General features: G+C 64.0%; 21 protein-coding genes and 1 tRNA gene. 9 read left to right on the top strand and 13 right to left on the bottom strand.

The annotated features are described in order from the left end of the window. Positions 1 to 68: 68 nt before the first annotated feature. From dusB to hflX, 7 genes are all read left to right on the top strand, one after another. On the top strand, positions 69 to 1,067 hold the full coding sequence (gene dusB, locus BMX36_RS04065; protein ID WP_093063753.1) for a tRNA dihydrouridine synthase DusB: 999 nt from the start codon (positions 69 to 71) through the stop codon (positions 1,065 to 1,067). Then, the gene (locus BMX36_RS04060; RefSeq protein WP_066781844.1) at positions 1,067 to 2,131 is read left to right on the top strand and encodes a two-component system sensor histidine kinase NtrB; all 1,065 of its coding nucleotides are present in this window, start codon (positions 1,067 to 1,069) and stop codon (positions 2,129 to 2,131) included. The genes dusB and BMX36_RS04060 overlap by 1 nt, the downstream gene beginning before the upstream one ends. After that, entirely contained in the window at positions 2,128 to 3,573 is a 1,446-nt protein-coding gene (gene ntrC, locus BMX36_RS04055) for a nitrogen regulation protein NR(I) (protein WP_093063752.1), read from the top strand. Before BMX36_RS04060 ends, ntrC begins: the two co-directional genes overlap by 4 nt. A gap of 52 nt (positions 3,574 to 3,625) precedes the next feature. After that, the gene (locus BMX36_RS04050; protein ID WP_093063751.1) at positions 3,626 to 5,863 is read left to right on the top strand and encodes a sensor histidine kinase; all 2,238 of its coding nucleotides are present in this window, start codon (positions 3,626 to 3,628) and stop codon (positions 5,861 to 5,863) included. A 2-nt stretch (positions 5,864 to 5,865) separates the two neighbouring features. Then, positions 5,866 to 7,236 carry a nitrogen assimilation response regulator NtrX gene (locus BMX36_RS04045; protein ID WP_066781841.1) on the top strand — a complete coding sequence of 457 codons (1,371 nt, stop codon included), beginning with the start codon at positions 5,866 to 5,868 and terminating at the stop codon, positions 7,234 to 7,236. An 82-nt stretch (positions 7,237 to 7,318) separates the two neighbouring features. Further along, the gene (hfq, locus tag BMX36_RS04040) at positions 7,319 to 7,852 is read left to right on the top strand and encodes an RNA chaperone Hfq (RefSeq protein ID WP_256210749.1); all 534 of its coding nucleotides are present in this window, start codon (positions 7,319 to 7,321) and stop codon (positions 7,850 to 7,852) included. Further along, entirely contained in the window at positions 7,849 to 9,153 is a 1,305-nt protein-coding gene (hflX, locus tag BMX36_RS04035; RefSeq protein ID WP_093063749.1) for a GTPase HflX, read from the top strand. The genes hfq and hflX overlap by 4 nt, the downstream gene beginning before the upstream one ends. Before the next feature lie 10 nt (positions 9,154 to 9,163). On the opposite strand, the gene mazG is transcribed toward hflX, so the two are convergent. The 10 genes from mazG to BMX36_RS03990 all read right to left on the bottom strand — a co-directional run bounded on the left by mazG (position 9,164) and on the right by BMX36_RS03990 (position 17,949). Continuing rightward, entirely contained in the window at positions 9,164 to 9,931 is a 768-nt protein-coding gene (gene mazG, locus BMX36_RS04030; protein WP_093063748.1) for a nucleoside triphosphate pyrophosphohydrolase, read from the bottom strand. A 78-nt stretch (positions 9,932 to 10,009) separates the two neighbouring features. Next, entirely contained in the window at positions 10,010 to 10,186 is a 177-nt protein-coding gene (locus BMX36_RS21585; protein ID WP_177179014.1) for a hypothetical protein, read from the bottom strand. Continuing rightward, a complete protein-coding gene (locus BMX36_RS04025) occupies positions 10,183 to 10,947 on the bottom strand; it encodes an MBL fold metallo-hydrolase (protein ID WP_093063747.1) in 765 nt (254 codons plus the stop codon). The genes BMX36_RS21585 and BMX36_RS04025 overlap by 4 nt, the downstream gene beginning before the upstream one ends. Next, positions 10,944 to 11,720, bottom strand: a complete 777-nt coding sequence (locus BMX36_RS04020) for a TatD family hydrolase (RefSeq protein WP_093063746.1) — start codon at positions 11,718 to 11,720, stop codon at positions 10,944 to 10,946. The genes BMX36_RS04025 and BMX36_RS04020 overlap by 4 nt, the downstream gene beginning before the upstream one ends. Continuing rightward, positions 11,720 to 13,267, bottom strand: coding sequence for a methionine--tRNA ligase (metG, locus tag BMX36_RS04015; RefSeq protein WP_093063745.1), 1,548 nt, complete (start codon positions 13,265 to 13,267; stop codon positions 11,720 to 11,722). Before metG ends, BMX36_RS04020 begins: the two co-directional genes overlap by 1 nt. 15 nt (positions 13,268 to 13,282) lie before the next feature. Then, the gene (locus BMX36_RS04010; protein ID WP_093063744.1) at positions 13,283 to 14,230 is read right to left on the bottom strand and encodes an AAA family ATPase; all 948 of its coding nucleotides are present in this window, start codon (positions 14,228 to 14,230) and stop codon (positions 13,283 to 13,285) included. Continuing rightward, positions 14,227 to 14,853, bottom strand: a complete 627-nt coding sequence (gene tmk, locus BMX36_RS04005; protein ID WP_093063743.1) for a dTMP kinase — start codon at positions 14,851 to 14,853, stop codon at positions 14,227 to 14,229. Before tmk ends, BMX36_RS04010 begins: the two co-directional genes overlap by 4 nt. Continuing rightward, positions 14,850 to 16,025, bottom strand: a complete 1,176-nt coding sequence (locus BMX36_RS04000) for a D-alanyl-D-alanine carboxypeptidase family protein (RefSeq protein WP_066778571.1) — start codon at positions 16,023 to 16,025, stop codon at positions 14,850 to 14,852. Before BMX36_RS04000 ends, tmk begins: the two co-directional genes overlap by 4 nt. A gap of 21 nt (positions 16,026 to 16,046) precedes the next feature. Then, the gene (locus tag BMX36_RS03995; protein WP_093063742.1) at positions 16,047 to 16,922 is read right to left on the bottom strand and encodes an SPOR domain-containing protein; all 876 of its coding nucleotides are present in this window, start codon (positions 16,920 to 16,922) and stop codon (positions 16,047 to 16,049) included. Beyond that, a complete protein-coding gene (locus BMX36_RS03990) occupies positions 16,906 to 17,949 on the bottom strand; it encodes a lytic murein transglycosylase (protein ID WP_082746148.1) in 1,044 nt (347 codons plus the stop codon). The genes BMX36_RS03995 and BMX36_RS03990 overlap by 17 nt, the downstream gene beginning before the upstream one ends. A 94-nt stretch (positions 17,950 to 18,043) precedes the next feature. On the opposite strand from BMX36_RS03990, the gene BMX36_RS03985 reads away from it, so the two are divergent. Further along, a tRNA-Ser gene (locus BMX36_RS03985) sits at positions 18,044 to 18,133 on the top strand. A gap of 377 nt (positions 18,134 to 18,510) precedes the next feature. Next, positions 18,511 to 19,638: a hypothetical protein gene (locus BMX36_RS03980; protein WP_143058506.1), complete on the top strand. Its 1,128-nt coding sequence runs from the start codon at positions 18,511 to 18,513 to the stop codon at positions 19,636 to 19,638. A gap of 89 nt (positions 19,639 to 19,727) precedes the next feature. On the opposite strand, the gene BMX36_RS03975 is transcribed toward BMX36_RS03980, so the two are convergent. The 3 genes from BMX36_RS03975 to fabZ form a co-directional block, all read right to left on the bottom strand. Continuing rightward, a complete protein-coding gene (locus BMX36_RS03975) occupies positions 19,728 to 20,045 on the bottom strand; it encodes a PilZ domain-containing protein (RefSeq protein ID WP_066778566.1) in 318 nt (105 codons plus the stop codon). 37 nt (positions 20,046 to 20,082) lie between these two features. Next, positions 20,083 to 20,310 carry a 50S ribosomal protein L31 gene (gene rpmE / locus BMX36_RS03970; protein WP_066778564.1) on the bottom strand — a complete coding sequence of 76 codons (228 nt, stop codon included), beginning with the start codon at positions 20,308 to 20,310 and terminating at the stop codon, positions 20,083 to 20,085. A gap of 104 nt (positions 20,311 to 20,414) precedes the next feature. Beyond that, complete coding sequence (gene fabZ, locus BMX36_RS03965; protein ID WP_066778562.1) at positions 20,415 to 20,891, bottom strand: 3-hydroxyacyl-ACP dehydratase FabZ; 477 nt, start codon at positions 20,889 to 20,891, stop codon at positions 20,415 to 20,417.

Raw genomic sequence — 20,891 nt, 5'->3', positions numbered from 1 at the left:
CGATAACGGAGGCGCCTTGCCAGCGCTCCCGTCAACGCTTACCTGCCTGTTTTTCAGGCAAACGGTTGATGCGTATCCTCGCCCCCATTCAGATTGGCCCCGTTCGGATCGAGGAACCGGTCGTTCTTGCGCCCATGACGGGCGTTACCGATCAGCCCTTCCGGACGCTGGTCCGCCGATACGGCTCCGGACTGAACGTCACGGAGATGATCGCCAGTCAGGCGGCCATCCGCGAGACGCGCCAATCGATCCAAAAGGCGGCCTGGCACCTTTCCGAAGAGCCCGTTTCCATGCAGCTGGTAGGCTGCACCCCGCATGAGATGGCCGAGGCCGCAAAGTTGGCGGAGGAAAAGGGCGCGGCGATCATCGACATCAACATGGGCTGCCCGGTGCGCAAGGTGACCAGCGGCGATGCCGGCTCGGCACTGATGCGGGATCTCAAGAATGCCGGGGCGATCATCGACGCCGTGGTCAAGGCAGTCGCTGCGCCAGTGACCGTCAAGATGCGCATGGGCTGGTGCCACGATAGCCTGAACGCCCCCGAGCTTGCGCACATTGCGGAAGACCTCGGCGCAAAGATGATCACGGTGCACGGGCGCACCCGGAACCAGATGTACAAGGGATCCGCGGACTGGGGCTTTGTCCGCAAGGTCAAGGATGCCGTCGCCCTTCCGGTGATTGTGAACGGCGACATATGCTCGGTCGACGACGCCCAAACGGCTTTGGCGCAATCGGGCGCCGACGGGGTAATGGTCGGCCGCGGGGCTTATGGCCGGCCGTGGCTGCTCGGCCAGGTGATGGACGCGCTGGCCGGCAGGTCGGTCCGGCCTGACCCGTCGCTGGATGAACAATATCACCTGATCGTCGAGCATTACGAGGCGATGCTCAGTCATTATGGCACGCTGACCGGCGTCAACATGGCACGCAAGCACATCGGCTGGTACACCAAGGGCATTCACGGTTCGGCGGAGTTCCGCAACGCCGTGAACAAGGAGCCGGACGCCGAAGTGGTGCTGAAGATGCTCGCGGAATTCTACGCGCCGTACCGGAGCCGCGTGGCGGCCTGATGCTGACGCGGCGGGGGCCCGAAGCGCACGAACTGTTGAGCGCGCTTCCGGTCGCGCTCATGGTCGTGGATGCGGAGGGGCGCATCGCGCAGGCCAACGCGGAATGCGAATTGCTGCTGAACCTGTCCGAACGCGCCATGCGCGGACGGTCCGTCGGCGAGGTGCTGGCGCTGCCCGAGGAAGCGGTGGGGCAGGATGGACGGGCATTCAGCGCGTTTGATCTCGCTCTGGAGACGGCGCGCGGACACCGGCTCCGCGTCGATCTGGCTGCGGTCGAGCTGACCGACCACCCCGGCTGGCGCATGATCACCCTCCACAATGCCGCAAGCTCGCGTCGGCTGGGCGTCTCGGCGGATCGGGCGGCAGCGGCGCGATCCGCCGTCGGTGCGGCCGCAATGCTGGCGCATGAGATCAAGAACCCCCTGTCCAGCATCCGCGGTGCGGCCCAGTTGATCGCGGACGGCGTGGACGCGCAGGTCATGACGAAGCTGGTGATCGACGAGGTGGATCGCATCACCGCTCTGATCGATCGGATGGAGGACTTTACGGACACGCGGCCGCTCGCCGTGGAGCCGCTCAACATCTACCCACTGCTGGCCCATGCCCGCGACGCCGCGCAGGCGGGATTTGCGCGCGGGATCACGATCGAGGAGCGCTTCGACCCTTCGCTGCCGCGCGTTCTCGCCAATCGCGATGCCTTGCTCCAGGTGCTGATCAACCTGATGAAAAATGCCGCCACTGCGCTAGGTGAGCGCGGAGAGCGGCGGATCACGCTCACCACATCCTACCGGCACGGAATGTCGATCGCGCCGGCGCCGGGACGCCCGCGATTGCCGTTGCCGATCGAAATTTGCGTCGTGGATACCGGACCCGGTGCGCCGGAGGATATTGCCGAGCATCTGTTCGATCCTTTCGTGTCGAGCCGGCCGGAGGGGAAGGGACTTGGACTGGCGCTGGTCGACAAGCTGGTGCGCGACATGGGCGGGATCGTGCAATATTCGCGGGAGGGGACGCCGAACGAAACGGTGTTCCGCATCCTTTTGCCCCGGGCTTCTCATCGGTGAGCGGTGGAAACGTCCTGCTCGTCGATGACGATGACGCCATTCGCACGGTCGTTGCCCATGCGCTTCGTCGTGCTGGCCATCAGGTGAGAACGGCTGCCAGCGTAGCGGATCTGGACCGCGAGCTGCAGCAGCGATTGCCCGACGTGTTGCTGACCGATGTCGTGCTGCCGGATGGTGACGGGATCGAGATCGCCGCGCGACTGAACGAGACCTCGCCCGAGGTGCCGGTGATCGTGCTTTCTGCGCGAAACACACTGACTACGGCAGTGCGGGCGAACGAGGCGGGGGCCTACGATTACCTGCCGAAGCCGTTTGATCTCGACACGTTGACCCGAACGGTGGCCGCGGCCCTGGGTCGGCGAGGCGCCGACCTGCCGACGCATGTCGAGGACGAGGACAAGAGCCTTCCCCTGATCGGGCGGTCGCCGGCGATGCAGGAGGTCTATCGCGTCATCGCCCGAGTGGTGTCCAACGACCTTACGGTGCTCGTGTCCGGTGAATCGGGAACCGGCAAGGAACTGGTCGCGCGGGCAATCCATGATCTCGGCCACCGGCGTGCGGCGCCGTTTGTGGCGATCAACATGGCGGCGATTCCGCGCGAACTGATCGAAGCGGAACTGTTCGGTCACGAGCGCGGCGCCTTCACCGGCGCGGCACAGCGCACGGCCGGCCGGTTCGAACAGGCGGCCGGGGGAACCTTGTTCCTTGACGAAATCGGGGACATGCCGATCGAGGCCCAGACGCGCTTGCTTCGAGTGCTGCAATCCGGCGAGTTCACCACCGTCGGTGGTGCCAGAACGATCCGCGCCGACGTCCGGATCGTGGCGGCGACGAACCGCGAGCTTCAACAGGCGGTCGCGACCGGGCAGTTCCGCGAGGATCTCTATTACCGCCTGAACGTCGTGCCGATTGCCCTGCCGCCGCTGCGCGAACGGCGGGGCGACATCGCCATGCTGGCGCGGCATTTCCTGGAGCGGGCGGCTGAATCCGGTCTGCCCCGCAAGACGCTGGACGGAAATGCGGTGGCATCGCTGGAGCAGCACGATTGGCCGGGCAACGTCCGGCAGCTTGAAAATCTGATGCGGCGGCTCGCCGCCCTATCACGCGACGACCAGATCTCCGCCGGCGAGATCAACGCGATGATTGGCAACGGTCAATCGGTCGCCTGCCCGGTGCCGGACGTCGGGCTGGACGCGGCGGTGCGGGCCTATCTCGACAGGCTGGCCAAATCAGAGCCAGCGGTGCTGGACGACGGCACGCTGTACGACCGACTGCTCGCCGAGGTCGAGCGGCCGCTTATTGAGGCCATGCTTGCGCGGCACGGGGGGAACCAACTGCGGGCTGCGCGCGCCATCGGGCTGAACCGAAACACGCTGCGAAAGCGGCTGGATGTGTTGGGCATCGATCCCGCGCCGCGACCATCTGCGCACGAGCTGCGATAAACCATCCGATTATGTGTTTTCCCTGCAACACTATTGTTGTAGCCTTGCTTCGATGAACGCCGGTTTGGCACCAGCGATTGACCCGGCCCTCGCGCCGAAACGCCTGACGGTGACCCCCGTCATGGAGGCGGGGGTACTCGGCATTGCGATCAGCATCGCACTCGCCACTTATTATGTGATCGCGCACACCGGACGATCGGAAGGCCTGATCGCGCCCGGTATCATCGCGCTTCTGCTGGTGGCGAACCTGGTGCCCGGCGTTGCACTGATGATGCTGCTGGGGCGACGCATCGCGCGCAGGCGCGCCGCTCGGTCGCCGGTGGGCGGGGAAGGGCGGCTTCATGTTCGCCTGGTCGCACTCTTCTCGATGGTGGCCGCGGTGCCGATGGTGCTTGTCACCATCGCGGCGTCGCTCCTTTTCCAATATGGCGTGCAGTTCTGGTATTCGGATCGCGCGCGCGGCGTGTTCGAGAATGCCACGTCGCTGACGCGGACGTCCTACAACCAGATCCTGCAACGGTGGGAAGAAGCCACCGTCACCATGGCGACCGACATCAGCCGGGAACTCGAAGAGCGCGCCATCGACGATCCGCGGTTCGGCGCCTTTCTGTTCCAGCAGACGTATTTTCGCAGTCTTTCGGAAGCGCTGCTATTTCAGGTGTCGCCAACGGGTGAGCTGCAAACGCTGGCGTTCGTGAATCCTTATGATCTCGATCTCGCGCGCCAGGTATCGGCCGATGCCGTCGGGCAGCTGCGTCGCGGCCAGCGCAGCGTGGTGACCGTTACGGGTGATCGGATCCAGACCGTGACGCGGCTTCCGGGCTCCGAGCGGGTGTATCTGTATGCGGCCCGGGTGACCAACCCCAAGGAAATGACGACGCAGACGGAGCGTGCAGAGGCCGCGCTTGCCAATTATCGGACCCTGCTGGTTCGTGCGCGCACCCTGCAACTTCAGTTCAACGCGGCGCTTCTGCTGCTGTCACTTCTGATCGTCTTGGTCGCAGTGTGGATCGCGCTGGCAGTGGCGGACCGCCTGGTGCGCCCGGTGGCTGAACTTGTTGATGCGGCGCGTAGAGTCGAAGGCGGAGACCTGTCGGCGCGCGTGCCGGAAACCCGGGCCCGTGATGAAGTCGGTACCCTGTCCCACGCGTTCAATCGAATGACGGAGCGGCTGGAGGAACAGAATACCGCGCTGGTCACGGCAAATTCGCAGCTCGACAATCGGCGTGCGCTGATCGAGGCGGTGATGTCGGGCGTGTCGGCGGGAGTCATCTCCATCGCGCCGGATCGCACCATCCGACTCATCAACAGTTCGGCGCAGACGCTGCTGGGACTGAACGACACGCCGATCGGCCGACCACTTGCGGCTGTTGCGCCGGAGCTGGACGCGCTGCTGGAAGGCACGGCGCGCGAGGCGATCATCCAGCTGACTGCCGCCGGCGAGGCCCGGACGTTGGCGGTTCGCATCGCCCGCGACGGCACCGGCCCCATCCTGACCTTCGACGACATCACCCAGCAGTTGCTTGATCAGCGCCGCGCCGCCTGGTCGGACGTGGCACGTCGGATCGCTCATGAGATCAAGAATCCGCTGACCCCCATTCAGCTTGCCGCGGAAAGGCTCCAACGGCGATACGGTAGCAAGGTGGAGGAGGGGGACACGACCTTCGCGCGGCTGACGGAGACGATCGTTCGGCAGGTTGGCGATTTGCGACGGATGGTGGATGAATTCTCCTCCTTTGCGCGCATGCCGAAGCCGGAGTTCCGGGAGGAATCTCTGGTCGATGTCGCGCGCCAGACCATGTTCCTTCATGAAGTGGCGCATGCCGCCATCCGCTTCGAGATGCGGCACGATGAGCCCGGACCCATGCTCGTCTGCGATCGTCGCCAGATCGGCCAGGCCCTGACCAATATCGTCAAGAACGCTGTTGAGGCGATCGAAGCGGCCGGGCGCGGCGGCGGCGAAATCCTGATGGAAGTGACCGAGACAGGGGGACGTGCCGTTATCACCGTGGCGGATGACGGGGTCGGGCTACCGCCGGAGCGCGACCGCATTGTCGAGCCTTATATGACGACACGGTCACGGGGCACGGGACTTGGCCTCGCTATCGTCAAGAAGATCGTCGAGGAACATTTCGGAACGATTTCCTTTGCCGACCGTCCCGGTGGCGGGACGCTCGTGACGATGACCTTTGACACCATCATGCTGGCCGGACTGATCGGCCAGGAAGACACAGCAAGCGACACAGACGGCGGGGAATTCGCCGCGCTTACCCGAAATCGGACTGCATAATCATGGCGCTAGATATCCTCGTCGTCGATGACGAACTCGACATCCGCGAACTCGTGTCCGGCGTTTTGGAAGACGAAGGGTATGAGACTCGTACCGCGGCCGATAGCGACGCGGCGCTCGAAGCGATTGCCGCTCGCCGTCCGAGCCTGGTCATCCTGGACGTCTGGCTCCAGGGATCTCGCCTCGATGGCCTCGACCTTCTCGCCGAAATAAAGCGGCGTGACCCCTCAATTGCGGTGCTGGTGATCTCCGGCCACGGCAATCTGGATACCGCTGTTGCCGCCATTCGACAGGGCGCGGCGGACTTCATCGAAAAGCCGTTCCAGGCCGAACGATTGCTGTTGATGGTAGAGCGGGCGACGGAAACCGAGCGCCTGCGCCGCGAATTGGCGAGCCTGCGGGTCTCTGCGGGCCGCGATACCGATCTCACCGGCAGCTCGGGCGCCATCAACACCGTCCGCGCCACGCTGAAGCGGGTGGCCGCGACGGGAAGCCGTGTCATGATCGTCGGACCGGCAGGCGTGGGAAAGGAAGTGGCCGCGCGCCTGCTTCACGGCTGGAGCCAACGCGCCAGCAGCCCCTTTGTCGTGGTCAGCGCCGCCAACATGACCCCGGAACGTGTGGAGGAGGAGCTGTTCGGGGTTGAAGAGGGGGGTGATCTTGTTCGCCCGGGCCTCCTTGAACAGGCGCATGGCGGAACGTTGTTCCTCGATGAAATCGCTGACATGCCGATCACGACGCAGGGCCGCATCCTGCGCGTCCTCACGGATCAGAGCTTCACCCGGGTCGGCGGCACGCGCATCGTGAAGGTGGATGTTCGTGTCGTCTCGGCCACGGGGCGCGATCTGACACAGGAAATCGCCGAGGGACGGTTCCGCGAGGATCTCTACTATCGGCTCAACGTGGTGCCCGTTTCCATTCCGCCACTGTCGGAAAGGCGAGAAGACATTCCTGCGCTGGTCGAGCATTTCGTGGCGCATTATGCCGCCGAGCGGCGGGTCAGCACGCCCGAAGTCGCGACAGAGGCCATGGTCGCGCTGCAATCCTACGATTGGCCGGGTAATGTTCGCCAATTGCGCAACGTGGTGGAACGAACGATTATCCTGGCGCCCGGAGACCGGCTGGGCCGGATCGATGTGGACCTTCTGCCGGCCGAAGTTCTGGGTGATCAGGGCGGCGGGGGCGGTGGCAATGCCATCATGGGTGCGCCGCTTCGCGAGGCGCGCGAAACGTTCGAGCGCGAATATCTGAAGGTCCAGATCCGCCGGTTCTCGGGCAATATTTCCCGTACGGCGACGTTCATCGGGATGGAGCGTTCTGCCCTGCATCGCAAGCTGAAGCTGCTTGGCATTACGGACACCAAGGACGATTGAGCCGCTGGACCACGACCGAACGGCCTCCTACATAGCGCATAGCGCGCTGTATGGGCCGCAACCCGACGCCGGGCACCGGCGCATCGCGGAGCAAACTTCGCCAAAAACGAAAGGGCATCGACCTATGGCCGACAAGCAAAGCTCGCTGCAGGATCTTTTCCTCAACGCATTGCGTAAGTCCAAGACTCCCGTCACGCTGTTCCTTGTCAAAGGCGTCAAGCTGCAGGGAATTGTCACATGGTTCGACAATTTTTCTGTCCTGCTTCGTCGCGACGGGCAAAGCCAGCTGATTTACAAGCATGCGATTTCGACGATCATGCCGGGCGCGCAGATCGGCGTTCAGGCGATCGTCGACCAGCTTGGTGAACAGGGTCGCAAGCAGCCGCTGCTTCAGGAGATCTTCCTGAATGCCGTGCGGAAGTCGGAAGACTCGGTGACGATGTTCCTGGTGAACGGTGTGATGTTGCAGGGCCAGATCGCTGCATTTGATCTCTTCTGCATGCTGCTGCAGCGGGACGGCACGTCGCAGCTCGTCTACAAGCATGCAGTGTCGACGATCCAGCCGGCACGGCCGCTCAACTTGGCGGACGAGACTTCGGGTTCGGAGGACGATTGAGCAACGGCTTCGATCGCGATCGCGAGGAATTTGCACGCGGCGCGCGTGCGGTCATAGTCTATCCCGATCTGGGCGGCTCATCCCGCGACGCAGAGGCGCGTCTGGAGGAGACCGCCGGCCTCGCCGCGGCGATCGGGGTGGAGGTAGTTGGCCGCCAGGCCGTGCGCGTTCGCACGCCGCGCGCCGCGACGTTGATCGGCTCTGGCCAGATCGAGCAGCTTGGCGTCCTCGGCCGACAGGAGGAGGCGTCGTTGTACGTTTTCGACGCGGCGCTCTCGCCCATCCAGCAGCGGAACCTGGAGACTGCGCTCGAGGCCAAGGTGATCGATCGAACGGGATTGATCCTGGAGATTTTCGGCGAGCGCGCTGCGACGGCCGAAGGTCGCCTGCAAGTGGAGCTCGCGCACCTCGACTATCAGGCCGGCCGCCTGGTGCGCAGCTGGACTCACCTCGAGCGGCAACGCGGCGGTTTTGGCTTCCTCGGCGGTCCGGGCGAGACGCAGATCGAGGCGGATCGCCGGTTGATCCGGGATCGCATGGCACGGCTGCGGCGGGAGCTTGATCAAGTGACCCGGACCCGCGGTCTGCATCGCGAACGGCGGCAGCGGGCACCTTGGCCAGTTATCGCTCTGGTCGGCTATACCAATGCGGGAAAGTCCACCCTGTTCAATCGGTTGACCGGCGCGCACGTGATGGCGGAAGACCTGCTTTTCGCCACGCTTGATCCGACATTGCGCCAGATCAGCCTGCCCGGCATTGACAAGGCGATCCTGTCCGACACGGTCGGGTTCGTATCCGAACTGCCGACCCAATTGGTCGCGGCGTTCAAGGCCACCTTGGAAGAAGTGGTGTCTGCCGATCTGCTCGTCCACGTTCGTGATGTCGCGCACGCTGACACCGTGGCGCAGAAGGTGGACGTGGAGGGCGTACTTTCGGAACTTGGCGTTTCGGATACCACGCCGCGGATCGAGGTATGGAACAAAGTCGATCTTCTCGACGCGGAGGCGCGCGAGGAACTGCTCGGCGAGGCTGCCCGGCGCAGCGATGTCGTGGCCTTGTCAGCCCTGAGCGGGGAGGGAGTGGACACGTTTGTGCGGTCACTCGCCGACCAGCTTACAGCAGGGCATCAGAGGTTTTCCATCACGCTCGATCTGGGCGACGGGGCCAGCGCCGCCTGGTTGCACCAGCATGGGGAAGTGCTCGATCAGACAATCGAGGGTGATCAGGCCATCTATGAAGTAAGAATGTCCGCCAAGGACTTCGAAAGGTTCGCTGAGCGCAGGTCAGGCGGACAGGATTAGCAGGAAAGGCTTAGCCCGCCTTTTCCTGCTGCTTGACCGCAAGCCATAGCTCTTCCTGATCGCTCAGCGTGCGGTCGGCGATGGAACCTCCGGCGGCGACTTCCATGGCGGCGAAGCGACGTTCAAACTTCATATTGGCTTGCCGGAGCGCTGCCTCCGCATCGACGCCGAGATGGCGAGCCCAGTTCACGACGGCGAAGAGCAGATCGCCAACTTCCTCGGCCCGATCGCAAGTCGCTGCTGCCGCGACCTCGTCAAGCTCTTCGTCGATTTTCGCCCGAGGGCCCGCCGCGTCGGGCCAGTCGAAACCTACCCGGGCAGCGCGCTTCTGAAGCTTCTCGGCGCGGAGCAATGCGGGCAGGCCCAGCGCAACACCGCTCAGCGCACCGCCGTCCGCCTTGGCTGCCCGTTCCTGTGCCTTGATCGTTTCCCAGAGGTGGTGGCCACCTTCGTCGGCGTTGCCGAAGATGTGCGGATGACGGCGCTCCATCTTGTCCGAAATAGCGGTCGCGACATCATCGAAGTCGAATGCGCCTTGTTCCTCGGCGATCCGGGAGTGAAAGACGACTTGCAGCAGGAGATCGCCGAGCTCATCCTTCAGGTCGCCCAGATCATGACGCGCGCACGCGTCCGCCACCTCATAGGCCTCTTCAATGGTGTAGGGCGCGATCGTTTCGAATGTCTGCTGAACGTCCCATTCGCAGCCGCGCACCGGATCGCGCAATCGGGACATGACCGATCGGAGCCGAGTAATGGCGGAGGGTGCTGGCTGGCCCATGTGCGGTTATCCGATAATAAGCATTATGTTAAGCGACGCTGCCTTCGTGATTGGAGGCGGAGTTCCTCCCCCTCATCATCAGCCAATCCTCCAGGTCTGGAAAAGGAGGATTGCCGCGGTGGCAGCAGCGAAGATGAGGATCCAGATGGCGACGAGCCGGATCACCCTGCTGGCCGGAAGCCGCCGCGCCAACAGCGCAGATAGCGGTAGCACGAGCATGGTGAGTAGAAGCAGCGCCTCCGCACCATTGTTCATAAGACGAACTCCTGACCGTCGAAGCCGGGTTCAACGCCCGGCGGCAGTTCGGCCGCGAGTGTCGCATAATCCATCGACTGATCCATATGGGTCAGCGCTGCACGCCGAGGCGCCAGCTCGTCGATCCACGTCAGTGCCTGGTCGAGATGAGGATGAGTCGGGTGTGGTCGTCGCCGGAGAGCGTCGACAATCCAAAGGTCCAGCCCTCGATACAGGTTCATCATTCCGCCAGACATTCCGCTGATGTCAGTGGCATAGCCAAAGGATTTCCCATCAGCGTCGAAGCGCAGGCCGGCAGAGGTGATTGACCCGTGTGGCTGGTCTGTGACGCGTACCGTCATCGACCCAATGGTCAGCTCATCTGGTAATTCCTCCAGCGTGACGGTTGGCGGGTAACCGTCATGTCCTTGGAACACGTAGCTGAACATGCTTTCCAGCTGCGCCTTTGTCCGTGGGCGCGCATAGCCCTGCACCGGTCTGCCAAGCTGATGGAAGACTTGCCGCAGATCATCGATGCCGAACACATGATCCGCATGTTCGTGCGTCCAGATCACGGCATCAACCGTACCGACGTTCGCAGCCAGCAGCTGCTCACGCATGTCCGGGCCAGTATCGACCAGGATCCGGGTGTTCTCGTGCTCTACCAGCACGGAAACCCGCAGCCGCCGGTTGCGTGGATCGGATGGATCGCAGGCGCCCCAGTCATTGCCGATCCGCGGCACGCCAGAGGACGTCCCGCAACCGAGAACCCGGATCTTCACGCGGCCGTCTTGGCGAAGAGCCTGTGGAAGTTTCGTGCCGTAACCTGCTGAAGTTTTTCGACCTCTTCACCGCGCAGATTAGCAAGGAAGGCTGCGGTATCGGCAACATAGGCCGGTTCGCCAGTCTTGCCGCGGTGAGGCACCGGCGCAAGAAACGGCGCGTCCGTCTCGATCAACAAGCGATCCAGTGGCAGTTGCGCCGCCGTCTCCTGCAGATCGCGTGCGCTCTTGAAGGTCACGATGCCGGAAATCGAAATGTAGAAGCCGAGATCCAAGGCAATATCCGCAAACGTGCGGGTTCCGGTGAAACAATGGATGACGCCGGTGAAGGCGCCCTTCCCCAACTCCTCCCGCAGGATCTTTGCGGTATCCTCTTCCGCCTCTCGCGTGTGCACCACGATCGGCACGGCGGCTTCGCGTGCAGCGGCGATATGGGCGCGAAAGCTTGATTGCTGCTGTTCACGATCGGAATGGTCGTAGAAATAGTCGAGGCCGGTCTCACCGATCCCGACGATCCGCGAATGGCGGGCGCGCTCTACTAGCTTGGCCGTGTCGAGGTGCGGATGCTGATCGGCTTCATGCGGGTGAATACCCACGGTGGCCCAGACGTCCGGCTCGCGCTCCGCAGTGGCGAGTACGTCGTCCCACTCGCTTTCCCGTGTGGCGATGTTGAGCATCGCCGTAACCCCGCGCGCACGAGCGCGTTGAAGCACGGCCTGCTGTTCCTCAGCCAACCCCTTGTAATTCAGGTGGCAATGGCTGTCGGCCAGCATCAGTCGGTCTCCACGGGCAGTTCGAGCCGCGGGAACGCCGGCGTTGGCGGTTGCAACGGCGCTCCGCTTTCCGCCCGGCGCGCGTACCATCCATCATCGTCGATTGCGGCGTGATCGCGTTCGTTTTCCGCCACGCCGAGCTGATCGAGGATGGCCGCCGCGCCTGACGGGACGACGGGAAGGATGGCGATAGCAAGGATGCGGATCGCGCGAATGAGCGTGCGCAGGACAGCGTTCATCCGCTCGGGATCGGTCTTTCGCAGGCTCCAGGGCGCCTGGGCGTCGATATACTGATTGCAGGCGAACACGCCGCGCATCCACGCCTCGATACCCTGACTTAACATCAGATCTCCGAATGCAGCCTTAAGCCCTGCCGCTGCAACGAAGATCTCCTCCATCAAGACGCCATCCGCCTCATCCGCACGGCCAGCTTCCGGGAGCGTGCCCAGGTTCTTGGCGACAAAGGACAGGGTGCGCTGGGCGAGATTGCCGAACGAGTTCGCAAGCTCTGCATTCACCCGGGTGACAATGGCTTCTGCAGAATAGCTGCCATCCTGCCCGAAGCTGACTTCGCGCAGGAGGAAGTAGCGCAGTGGATCCACGCCGAAGGCCGAGACGAGGTCGGCGGGATCAACGACGTTGCCCAGGCTCTTCGACATCTTTTCACCGCGGTGAAGGACGAAGCCGTGTCCGAACACCGATCGAGGAAGCGGGAGCTGGGCAGACATCAGGAACGCCGGCCAGTAAACGGCGTGGAAGCGGACAATATCCTTGCCGATCAGGTGCAGATCGGCCGGCCAATGGCGCATTTCGGCCTCAGGATAGCCGGCACCGGTCAGGTAATTGGTAAGAGCGTCAACCCAGACGTACATCACGTGTCCCGGGCTGCCCGGAACGGGAACACCCCAGTCAAAGCTGGTACGCGAAACCGAGAGGTCGGACAGGCCACCTTCCACGAACCGCATGATTTCGTTCCGGCGCGATTCAGGCCGGATGAAATCGGGATTGGCTTGGTAAAGGTCGAGCAGCGGCTGCTGGTACTTCGATAGGCGGAAAAACCAGGTTTCCTCCGCCGTCCAGGTCACAGGCGTGCCCTGAGGCGAAAGCTTTACGCCCCCTTCCCCGTCGACGAGCTCCTTTTCGTCATAGAAGGCCTCGTCCCGAACCGAGTACCATCCCTCATACCGGTCGAGGTACAGGTCGCCGGCCGCTTCCATCGCCTTCCAGATTGCCTGACTGGCGCGATAATGATCGGCATCGGTCGTGCGGATGAACCGATCATAAGAGATGTTGAGGCCATCACACATCGCACGAAAATGAGACGACATCTCCGCTGCAAGATCTTCAACGGGAACGCCGCGATCGCGCGCGGTCTGAACCATCTTGAGGCCGTGTTCATCGGTTCCGGTCTGAAAGCGTACGTCGCGGCCGGACTGACGCTGAAACCGCGCGATGGCATCGGCGGCGATCGCTTCATATGCGTGACCGATATGCGGCTTGCCGTTGGGATAGCTGATCGCGGTGGTGATGTAGAAGGGGTCGCCCATAGGAAGCCGCCTCTACTATCGTGCGAGCCGCGCGACCACCCCCGCCAACTCAAACACGGTGGTTCCCGGATCCAGCGAAAGCCCGCGCGCGCTGGTGGCGATACGGCGGACTTCGTCATAGGCGTCGAGCGCCAGGCGCAGACCAGCACCCGAGCGATAGGGTGCCTGTTCCGCGACAAAGGTGGGCACGCGGTCCAGGAAAGCCTCGTAGCGCGGTTGTGCCGCCTTGAGCGACAAGGCGCGCATGAGCCTCACTCGTTCGGCATTGTCGCGATCCCCGTGGCGGGCAATCGCCGACAGCGCCGCATCGATCCGGTCGAGCTCCAGGCCTGCAAAGCGGAGCGCCCGTCCGGGGGATCCCCCGCCTACCCGCACCAGCGACTCACGCTCGTCATCCGTCGCGTCCGGCAGCAACCCGGCGAGCGCCGCCTGCATGTCCGCACGATCGAGCGGATCGAAGCGCAGGAGGCGGCAACGCGACCGGATCGTCGGGAGCAAACGCCCGGGCGCATGGCTGATCAGCAGGAAAACCGTTCCTGCGGGCGGCTCCTCCAAATTCTTGAGCAGTGCATTGGCACCCGACCGTTCCAGATCATCCACCGCATCGATGAGGACGACCCGCCTTGGCCCGAGCGAAGGCGTGGTGGCGAAGAGCGGCTGGAGCCCCCGCACCTGCGCAATGGTGATGCTGCGCGCGAGATCGCCGTCTGGCTTGCCGTCCTTAGCCAGCCGTTCCAGGACGCGAAAGTCGGGGTGGGACCCCGCCTCCACCAGCGCCCGCGTTCGATCCGCTCCAAGATCGCCAGCGGAGCGGGCCAGAAGATCGATGGCGGCTTCGCGGGCGAAGCTGCCTTTGCCGATCCCCTGCGGCCCGGCAAACAGCCATGCGTGGTGCATGGTACCGCCAGCCACCGCCGACTGAAATGCCCCACGCGCCGCCGCATTGCCGCGCAGCGACGTCACGGCAGAAGATCGCTCAGTTCAGCCAGCAACATCGCGGTGACATCGCCGGGAGAGCGGCTGGCGTCCACGATCCGGAAGCGACCGGGCTCCCGCGCAGCGAAGGTACGGAAGGCACGACCCACATCGGCATGGAAGTGTTCACTGCGCTTCGAAAAGCGGTCGATCATGCCACCATCGCGGATGCCCGCGCGGCGCACGCCTTCGGCTACCGGCAGGTCGAGAATGAAGGTACGATCCGGCAGCAGCCCGCGCGACCCAAAGCCGTGCAACGCCATGATCGCCGCATCATCAATGCCGCCCGCCGCCCCCTGATAGGCGCGGGTCGAATCGATGAAGCGATCCGTGATCACCCATTTGCCCGCTTCAAGCGCAGGACGGATCACCTGATCGACGTGATCCGAACGGGCAGCGGCGAAGAGCAATGATTCGGCGCGTGGCCCCCATCGAGTCACATCGCCCTGCATCAGCAACGTGCGGATCGCCTCGGCGCCTTCACTGCCGCCAGGCTCGCGGGTGACGAGCACGGACAGTCCACGCGATTCGAGCGCCGTCGCCAGCGCCCGAGCCTGCGTCGACTTCCCTGCCCCCTCCCCGCCCTCAAGCGAGAGGAAGCGTCCGTTCATCCGAACAATCCCGTGAGCCCCGCCCAGGCACGCCCGAAGAAGCCGGCTTCCTCCACGTCGCTTTCGGCGACGAGCGGCATCGTTTGCACAGGCAGGCCGGGCGAGGTGATCACCAGATCCGCGACATGCGCGCCGGCCTTGATCGGTGCCTTGATCGGGCCCTGATACACGACCTTTGCCGTCATGGCCGGCACCGCGCCGGAGGGCAGCGCCACCTTCAGATCGCGTGGTGCGACAAGGCCGACCGTGGCGGCATCGCCAAGCTGTACGTCCGCATCCGTGACCTTGCGGCCCTGCTTCACGACGGGCTTCGCCTGCCATGCGCGGAAACCCCAGTCCATGAAGCGGACGGACTCGCTGATACGCTGGTTGGAACTGGTGAGACCGGCAAGCACCATCACCAGGCGACGGCCATTCTGCTCGGCAGACCCGGTGAAGCCGTAACCTGCTTCCTCGGTATGCCCTGTCTTCAGACCGTCCGCACCGGCCACCCGGCCAAGCAGCGGATCGCGGTTTGCCTGCGTGATTGCATCGCCGGAGCCAAGCGTCTTGCCCCAGGTAAATTCCCGGCGCGAGTAGAACTGCTTGTAGAGCTTGGGATGATCCTCGATCGTGGCAGCGGCGAGCTTCGCCAAGTCGCGTGCCGTGACATAAGTCACGCCGTTGTCGGGCCAGCCGTTGGACGTGCCGAAGTGACTGTTCGAAAGCCCAAGCTTCTTGGCGGCTTCGTTCATCCGCTGCGTAAAGGCTTCCTCGGTGCCGGAAATGCCCTCAGCCAAAACGACGCATGCGTCATTCCCCGAAAGGACCACGATACCGTACAGCAGGTTCGCCACGGAGACGCGCTCTCCGGGAGACAGGAACATGGTCGAGCCAGCAGCCGGGCCATGCCACTTCTGCCAGGTTTCGGGGCGTACCTCCAATTCCTGGTCAAGCTTCAGCTCGCCGCGCTTGATGAGGTCGAACGCCACATAGGCGGTCATCATCTTCGCCATGGATGCCGGTGGCATCCGGCGGTCGGCGTCCTTGGCGAAGAGCACGGCGCCGGACGACAGATCCTTCAGGAACGCGACCGGAGCCACGGTCTGGAACTGCGGTGCAGAGGCAGCGGACGGATAGGCGACCGACAGGGCAATCGCCGGCACCGCGAGAAAGGACAAAAGCTTGGTCATGACGCTCTACTCGGTGCTTCTTCAGGGCTGAACAATGATCGTGGCACCGCCATAGCCGCGGCGTTGGGCTGCGTCACGTGCGCGTTGGGCGGATTTCGCATCGGCAAACGGACCGAGCCGAACACGGTGCAGCGAGCCGGCAGTTTCCACGAAGCCGCCGAGTGTGCGTGCGAGGCCCTGCGCACGCGCCGGGTGGGACAAGGCGGCGACCTGGACCAAATATTGTCCGCGCTGCGGCGGGGTGAGCGGTGTTGCAGCCGGGCGCGTGGGAGCAGGCGTAGGGTCGGGCAGTTTGCGCATCGACGTAGCCGCTACAGGCAGAGCGTTCGCGGGCGCGGCCGCGGACACCGATTGCGGCGGCGACAATTGTAGGCGGAGGGCGGCGAGCAGCGCCGGCGGTGCATCCAGCCGCCTTGCCGCGGCCTGCCCTCTCCTTAGCGCGTTCAGATCAGCCGGGCTGGCGATCGTGGTCCTCACACGAACCGGAGCGCTGGTCTCTCCGGAAAGGTCGAGCAGTCGGGCGGCGGCAGGCGACAGGGCGATCTCCGCCTTGTCTGTCGTGAGCGATGTCTTTTCGTCGATCAGGGCCAGGATCGTGCGTCCGGTAGCGAGCGCGGTGATCTCCGCCACTGATCCCGGCGGTAGCTGGCGATGTGCAGCGGTGACCGGATTGCCTGTCGATCCGGGTCGGGTTGGCTGCAGCACCGCCAGACCTACCGCGTCATAGCGAGGCTGACCCATGCCGGAGGTGCCCGCCGGGCCTGTTGGCGTACCAGCCTCAGGGGGCAGCTTAACCGCGCCTGAGCCGGGAGACTGCGCCGACGTGGCTGGCGCTGTCGTCAGCGAGGCTAAGGCAAGTCCGACCAGCGTCAGGGGCCGGTCAACGCTCCACGGCATCAGCCAACAGCCCGACCGACAGCGCGTAGAAGTTCGAGCAATTGTAATCCAGGATGACCCGGTAATTGCCGGTGAGCAGATACGCCGTCTGACCGGGGCCGTCCGGCTCCATCAGCGTGGCGAGCACATCGTCCGCCGGCCAGGCGCGGCCCTGAGGCACGATGCCGAGCGCGCGCCATTCCGCCATGGTACGCCAGGTGCTGTGCCGCTCGAACACGCGCGGGCACCGCGGCGACACCAGCCGGTTGCGCAGCCCCGATCGGTTGAAGCTGGATGGGACGGACACGGCAAAGCCCCAAGGCTGCCCGGGCCGCCATCCTGCATTGACGAAGTAGTTGCCGATCGATGCAAGCGTGTCGGCCTGGCTGTTCCAGATGTCCGCCCGCCCATCGCCATCGCCGTCCTTCGCCAGACGGAGGTAGATCGACGGCAGGAACTGCGGGTTACCCGTGGCCCCTGCCCAGCTTCCCTTCAACGTCTCACGCGAAATGCCGCGATCCATGATCTTGAGCGTGGCGATGAACTCACCCGCGAACAGCGACCGGCGCCGGCCTTCATAGGCGAGGGTGGCGAGGCTGCGCAGCAAATCGAAATTGCCAGTGTAGCCGCCATAGTTCGTCTCATGGCCCCAGATGGCGACCATGATCGACTCTGGCACGCCGGTCTCCGCCTCTACACGCGCCAGCCGGCTGCGGTTCGCCGTGTAAGCGGAACGACCGCGCGAGATCCGGGCCGCATCGACGTGGCGCGCCTTATACGGTGCAAAAGGCGGGATGGCCGTGGAGCCCGGGTTGCCGGGCTGCGCACGATCCAGCTCCACCACGCGGGCGCTGTACGTCAGCGTGGGCAGCACCGCGTCAACGGTCGACGGGCGCACGCCTTCCCGCAGCGCCTGGGCCCTTAACTCAGGCAGATAGGCTTGAAACCCTGCCTCATCCTGCGCCTGGGCCGCGCCCGCAAAGGCGAATCCGGCCGCCAGAGCAGTGGCGATACGAACGAAATAGCTGGTGATGTTGATGCCCCTCACCCCTTCTGTGTGACACAGCCGCCGCTTATTCGGAACCGTCAATCATCGTCGGGCTTGCACGTATCGCCGCACCACGCCACAGGGCGTGCGAGCCGGATGGGTGGCCGAGTGGTTTAAGGCAGCGGTCTTGAAAACCGCCGTGGGTTCACGCTCACCGTGGGTTCGAATCCCACCCCATCCGCCATCACGTGCTGGCATGGCTCCGGCAGTCGTCCGTGCGGTGACGGCACCTCTGCCCTGCTCATGACCGAGCGCCTGCGCGAGGCCGGATGGCAATTGTCCCTCGAAGAGGTACCTACCTTGGCGGCGATGCGGCGCTTCTGAGCGACCAATGGTGGCATTGCCTGTTGTGGTGAACTGGTGAACATCGGCGACCTACGATAAGCACGTGCTTTCAAAAGGTTCGCTGATATGACGATGACTCGCCGCAGCGTCCTTACCGGCATTGGCGCGACCTCTTTCCTTGCTGCTTGCGGTGGAGAGGATGGCTCGGGCGCGCCATCACCTGCTCCGGCTCCACCTACGGCTCCCGCTCCAACGCCCACACCCGTCCCGACGCCGGTGAGCGCCCTCCGCTCGGTCCTGACGCTTGGCATGTCGGTGTTTCTGGGGGCCGATCTCGTTGGAGGCAATTATCCGGACCGTGCAGCATTCATGCAGGCACGTGCGCCAGTCCGCTACTTCGTCGATCGCCTAGAGGCGCTTCGCGGCCAAGGGGGCGGCGGTACGATCAGCGAAGTTAATCGCGCAGTCGGCGGCTCGTTCGACAACGACACGCCCACCCAATATGCCGAGGTCGCGGGGCAGTCCTTCGACCTTGTGTTCCTCGGCCTGGGAATGAACAGCGGTAGCGCCTACGGCGTACACGGCCGGGGCCCCAATGCCGATTACACGCGACGCATTCTGCGAGACCTGATCCAGCAGATCAAGAAGGACAGAGCGCGGCCGATACTGTGCAACACGATCCATCCCTGGCCGGAGAAGATCACGCCAGTCTCGATCAACTCGGCGCTTCAGGAAGGCGTCGCCTGGCCGGCAAGTTCGGCGACATTGTATCAGCGCGTCCCCCTGCGGTTCGACCAGGGCGCGAATGACCTCGTCGCCCGCGACGGGAGCTTCAGTACCGGACCGGGGCGCTTTCTGAGCGCGGGTTCGCAGCTAAGGGTTCTGTCGGGCGGCGGCCTGAATGATGGACGAACTCTGCGTATTGCTGAGCGGCTGTCGCCAGAGCGGCTTCGAATCGAAGCCGGTGATATCCAGCAATCGGGCGACCTAGAGGCCGTTGTTCAGCATTACGCGCCGGACCTCGAGCCGGTCCTCGATCCTCCGCCATCGCGGCAAACACAAAGACGCGATTGGAACGGGTCGGGCGCGACCGTCGATGGGGTTGCCAGTTATCGTGTGTGGAATTCGATGCTGCAGGAGCTTTGCGCGGAGACCGACACTCTTCTCCTCGACATGGAATATCGCGGGTTTGCCTGGGTGGAGAAACGTGGCTGGGAATCGGTGTACACGTCCGTCTATGCGGGCGAGCGATTCGAGACCTTCAACCATCCACAGCTCGAGGCGCAGAGCGCGATCTATGGCGGGCTAATGCGACACCTGGCGGAGCTGGTCCACCAGAACGCCCTGCCACCGGGCTATGCCGTTTTGCGCGGCCCGGATGTCCATGCCGTTGCCGGCGCATAGCGGCGCAGCGACGTTTCGGACGAGACATTGCCCACTATCGGGCCAACAAAGTTTGTGTGAAACACGACGGCCCAGGCGGCGATGGATCGTCAGTCCTGCAGCGCGCGGAGCTGCTCTAGTATTTTCTGCTGAAGCGGCTTTTGGAAGCGGCAGCCGGCGCTGAAATCGTCGGCCCAGATGATTTCGGCCGCGACGGTGCCCACGACGGGCAAGGTGAGCCAGATCATGTTTCCGGCGCGCAGCGTGGAATGCGTTTTCATCCGAGCGCCGTCGACAGAAAGATCGACGATCCGGCACAAAGTTCGGCTGAAGGCATCGTCCCCCAGCCGCACATCAAACGATGCCGGCGCACGCGGGTTACGGCGCCGGCCAGTCGTATCCGCAGGTTCGAACTCCGCCGCGAACATCACGTACAAGTCATGTTCGCGGCGGCAATCCGGATGCTTACTTGCGAAGCGTGAGCCCGCCGAAACGCTTGTTGAAGCGTGCGACCTGACCACCCTGGTCGAGCATCTGACCGCGACCACCAGTCCACGCCGGGTGAGCGAGCGGATCGATCTCGAGCGTCATCGTGTCGCCTTCCTTGCCCCAGGTGGAGCGAGTTTCGTACACGGTGCCGTCCGTCATCTGCACCTTGATCATGTGGTAGTCGGGGTGGGTATCTTTCTTCACGTCTTCTTCTCCGAAATGGCTGGTTCCGACCAGCCTGAAGGAAGCGGCGCGCCTAGCAGACGAGCGCTTCCCCTGCAATGCAGACGTTGCGCCGTGGACCTGGGTCAGGCGGCAGGCGGATCCGCGATCATCGCGGTGAACTCACATTCAGCCGCGAGCTCATCGCCGATCAGCGCGCGACCAGCGAATTTGCACACCCGTGCCCGCTTCTGAACGAAGGAAACCTCCAGACGGAGCAGCACGCCCGGTTCCACCGGCTTGCGGAACTTCACGCCATCGATCGACATGAAATAGACCAGCTTGCCGGTTCCCGACAGGCCGAGGCTTTCGACCGCGAGGACGCCAGCGGCTTGCGCCAGCGCCTCCACGATCAGAACGCCTGGCATGATCGGACGCCCCGGGAAATGGCCCTGAAAAAACCCTTCGTTGATCGTCACCGCCTTGATCGCGGTGATCGACACGTCCGGCACCAGCTGTTCCACACGGTCCACGAGCAGCATCGGATACCGATGCGGCAGCGCCGCCATCACTTTGGTGACGTCAAAAGGCCCAAGCGCCGTCGAAGTGGGCGTATCCGTCAT

Source organism: Sphingomonas sp. OV641, from assembly GCF_900109205.1.
GTDB lineage: Bacteria > Pseudomonadota > Alphaproteobacteria > Sphingomonadales > Sphingomonadaceae > Sphingomonas.
The sequence above is the reverse complement of the archived record's forward strand: the minus strand, read 5'-3'. Positions and strand labels throughout refer to the sequence as shown.

Excerpts from the sequence above, each read along its gene's own strand:
- BMX36_RS21585 (WP_177179014.1), bottom strand. The coding sequence starts at position 10,186 with ATGAACAATGGTGCGGAGGCGCTGCTTCTACTCACCATGCTCGTGCTA.
- BMX36_RS03995 (WP_093063742.1), bottom strand. The coding sequence starts at position 16,922 with ATGCCGTGGAGCGTTGACCGGCCCCTGACGCTGGTCGGACTTGCCTTA.
- BMX36_RS04020 (WP_093063746.1), bottom strand. The coding sequence starts at position 11,720 with ATGCTGGCCGACAGCCATTGCCACCTGAATTACAAGGGGTTGGCTGAG.
- dusB (WP_093063753.1), top strand. The coding sequence starts at position 69 with ATGCGTATCCTCGCCCCCATTCAGATTGGCCCCGTTCGGATCGAGGAA.
- BMX36_RS04000 (WP_066778571.1), bottom strand. The coding sequence starts at position 16,025 with ATGACCAAGCTTTTGTCCTTTCTCGCGGTGCCGGCGATTGCCCTGTCG.
- fabZ (WP_066778562.1), bottom strand. The coding sequence starts at position 20,891 with ATGACGGATACGCCCACTTCGACGGCGCTTGGGCCTTTTGACGTCACC.
- BMX36_RS04060 (WP_066781844.1), top strand. The coding sequence starts at position 1,067 with ATGCTGACGCGGCGGGGGCCCGAAGCGCACGAACTGTTGAGCGCGCTT.
- BMX36_RS03975 (WP_066778566.1), bottom strand. The coding sequence starts at position 20,045 with ATGTTCGCGGCGGAGTTCGAACCTGCGGATACGACTGGCCGGCGCCGT.
- BMX36_RS04050 (WP_093063751.1), top strand. The coding sequence starts at position 3,626 with ATGAACGCCGGTTTGGCACCAGCGATTGACCCGGCCCTCGCGCCGAAA.
- BMX36_RS04045 (WP_066781841.1), top strand. The coding sequence starts at position 5,866 with ATGGCGCTAGATATCCTCGTCGTCGATGACGAACTCGACATCCGCGAA.
- metG (WP_093063745.1), bottom strand. The coding sequence starts at position 13,267 with ATGGGCGACCCCTTCTACATCACCACCGCGATCAGCTATCCCAACGGC.
- mazG (WP_093063748.1), bottom strand. The coding sequence starts at position 9,931 with ATGGGCCAGCCAGCACCCTCCGCCATTACTCGGCTCCGATCGGTCATG.
- tmk (WP_093063743.1), bottom strand. The coding sequence starts at position 14,853 with ATGAACGGACGCTTCCTCTCGCTTGAGGGCGGGGAGGGGGCAGGGAAG.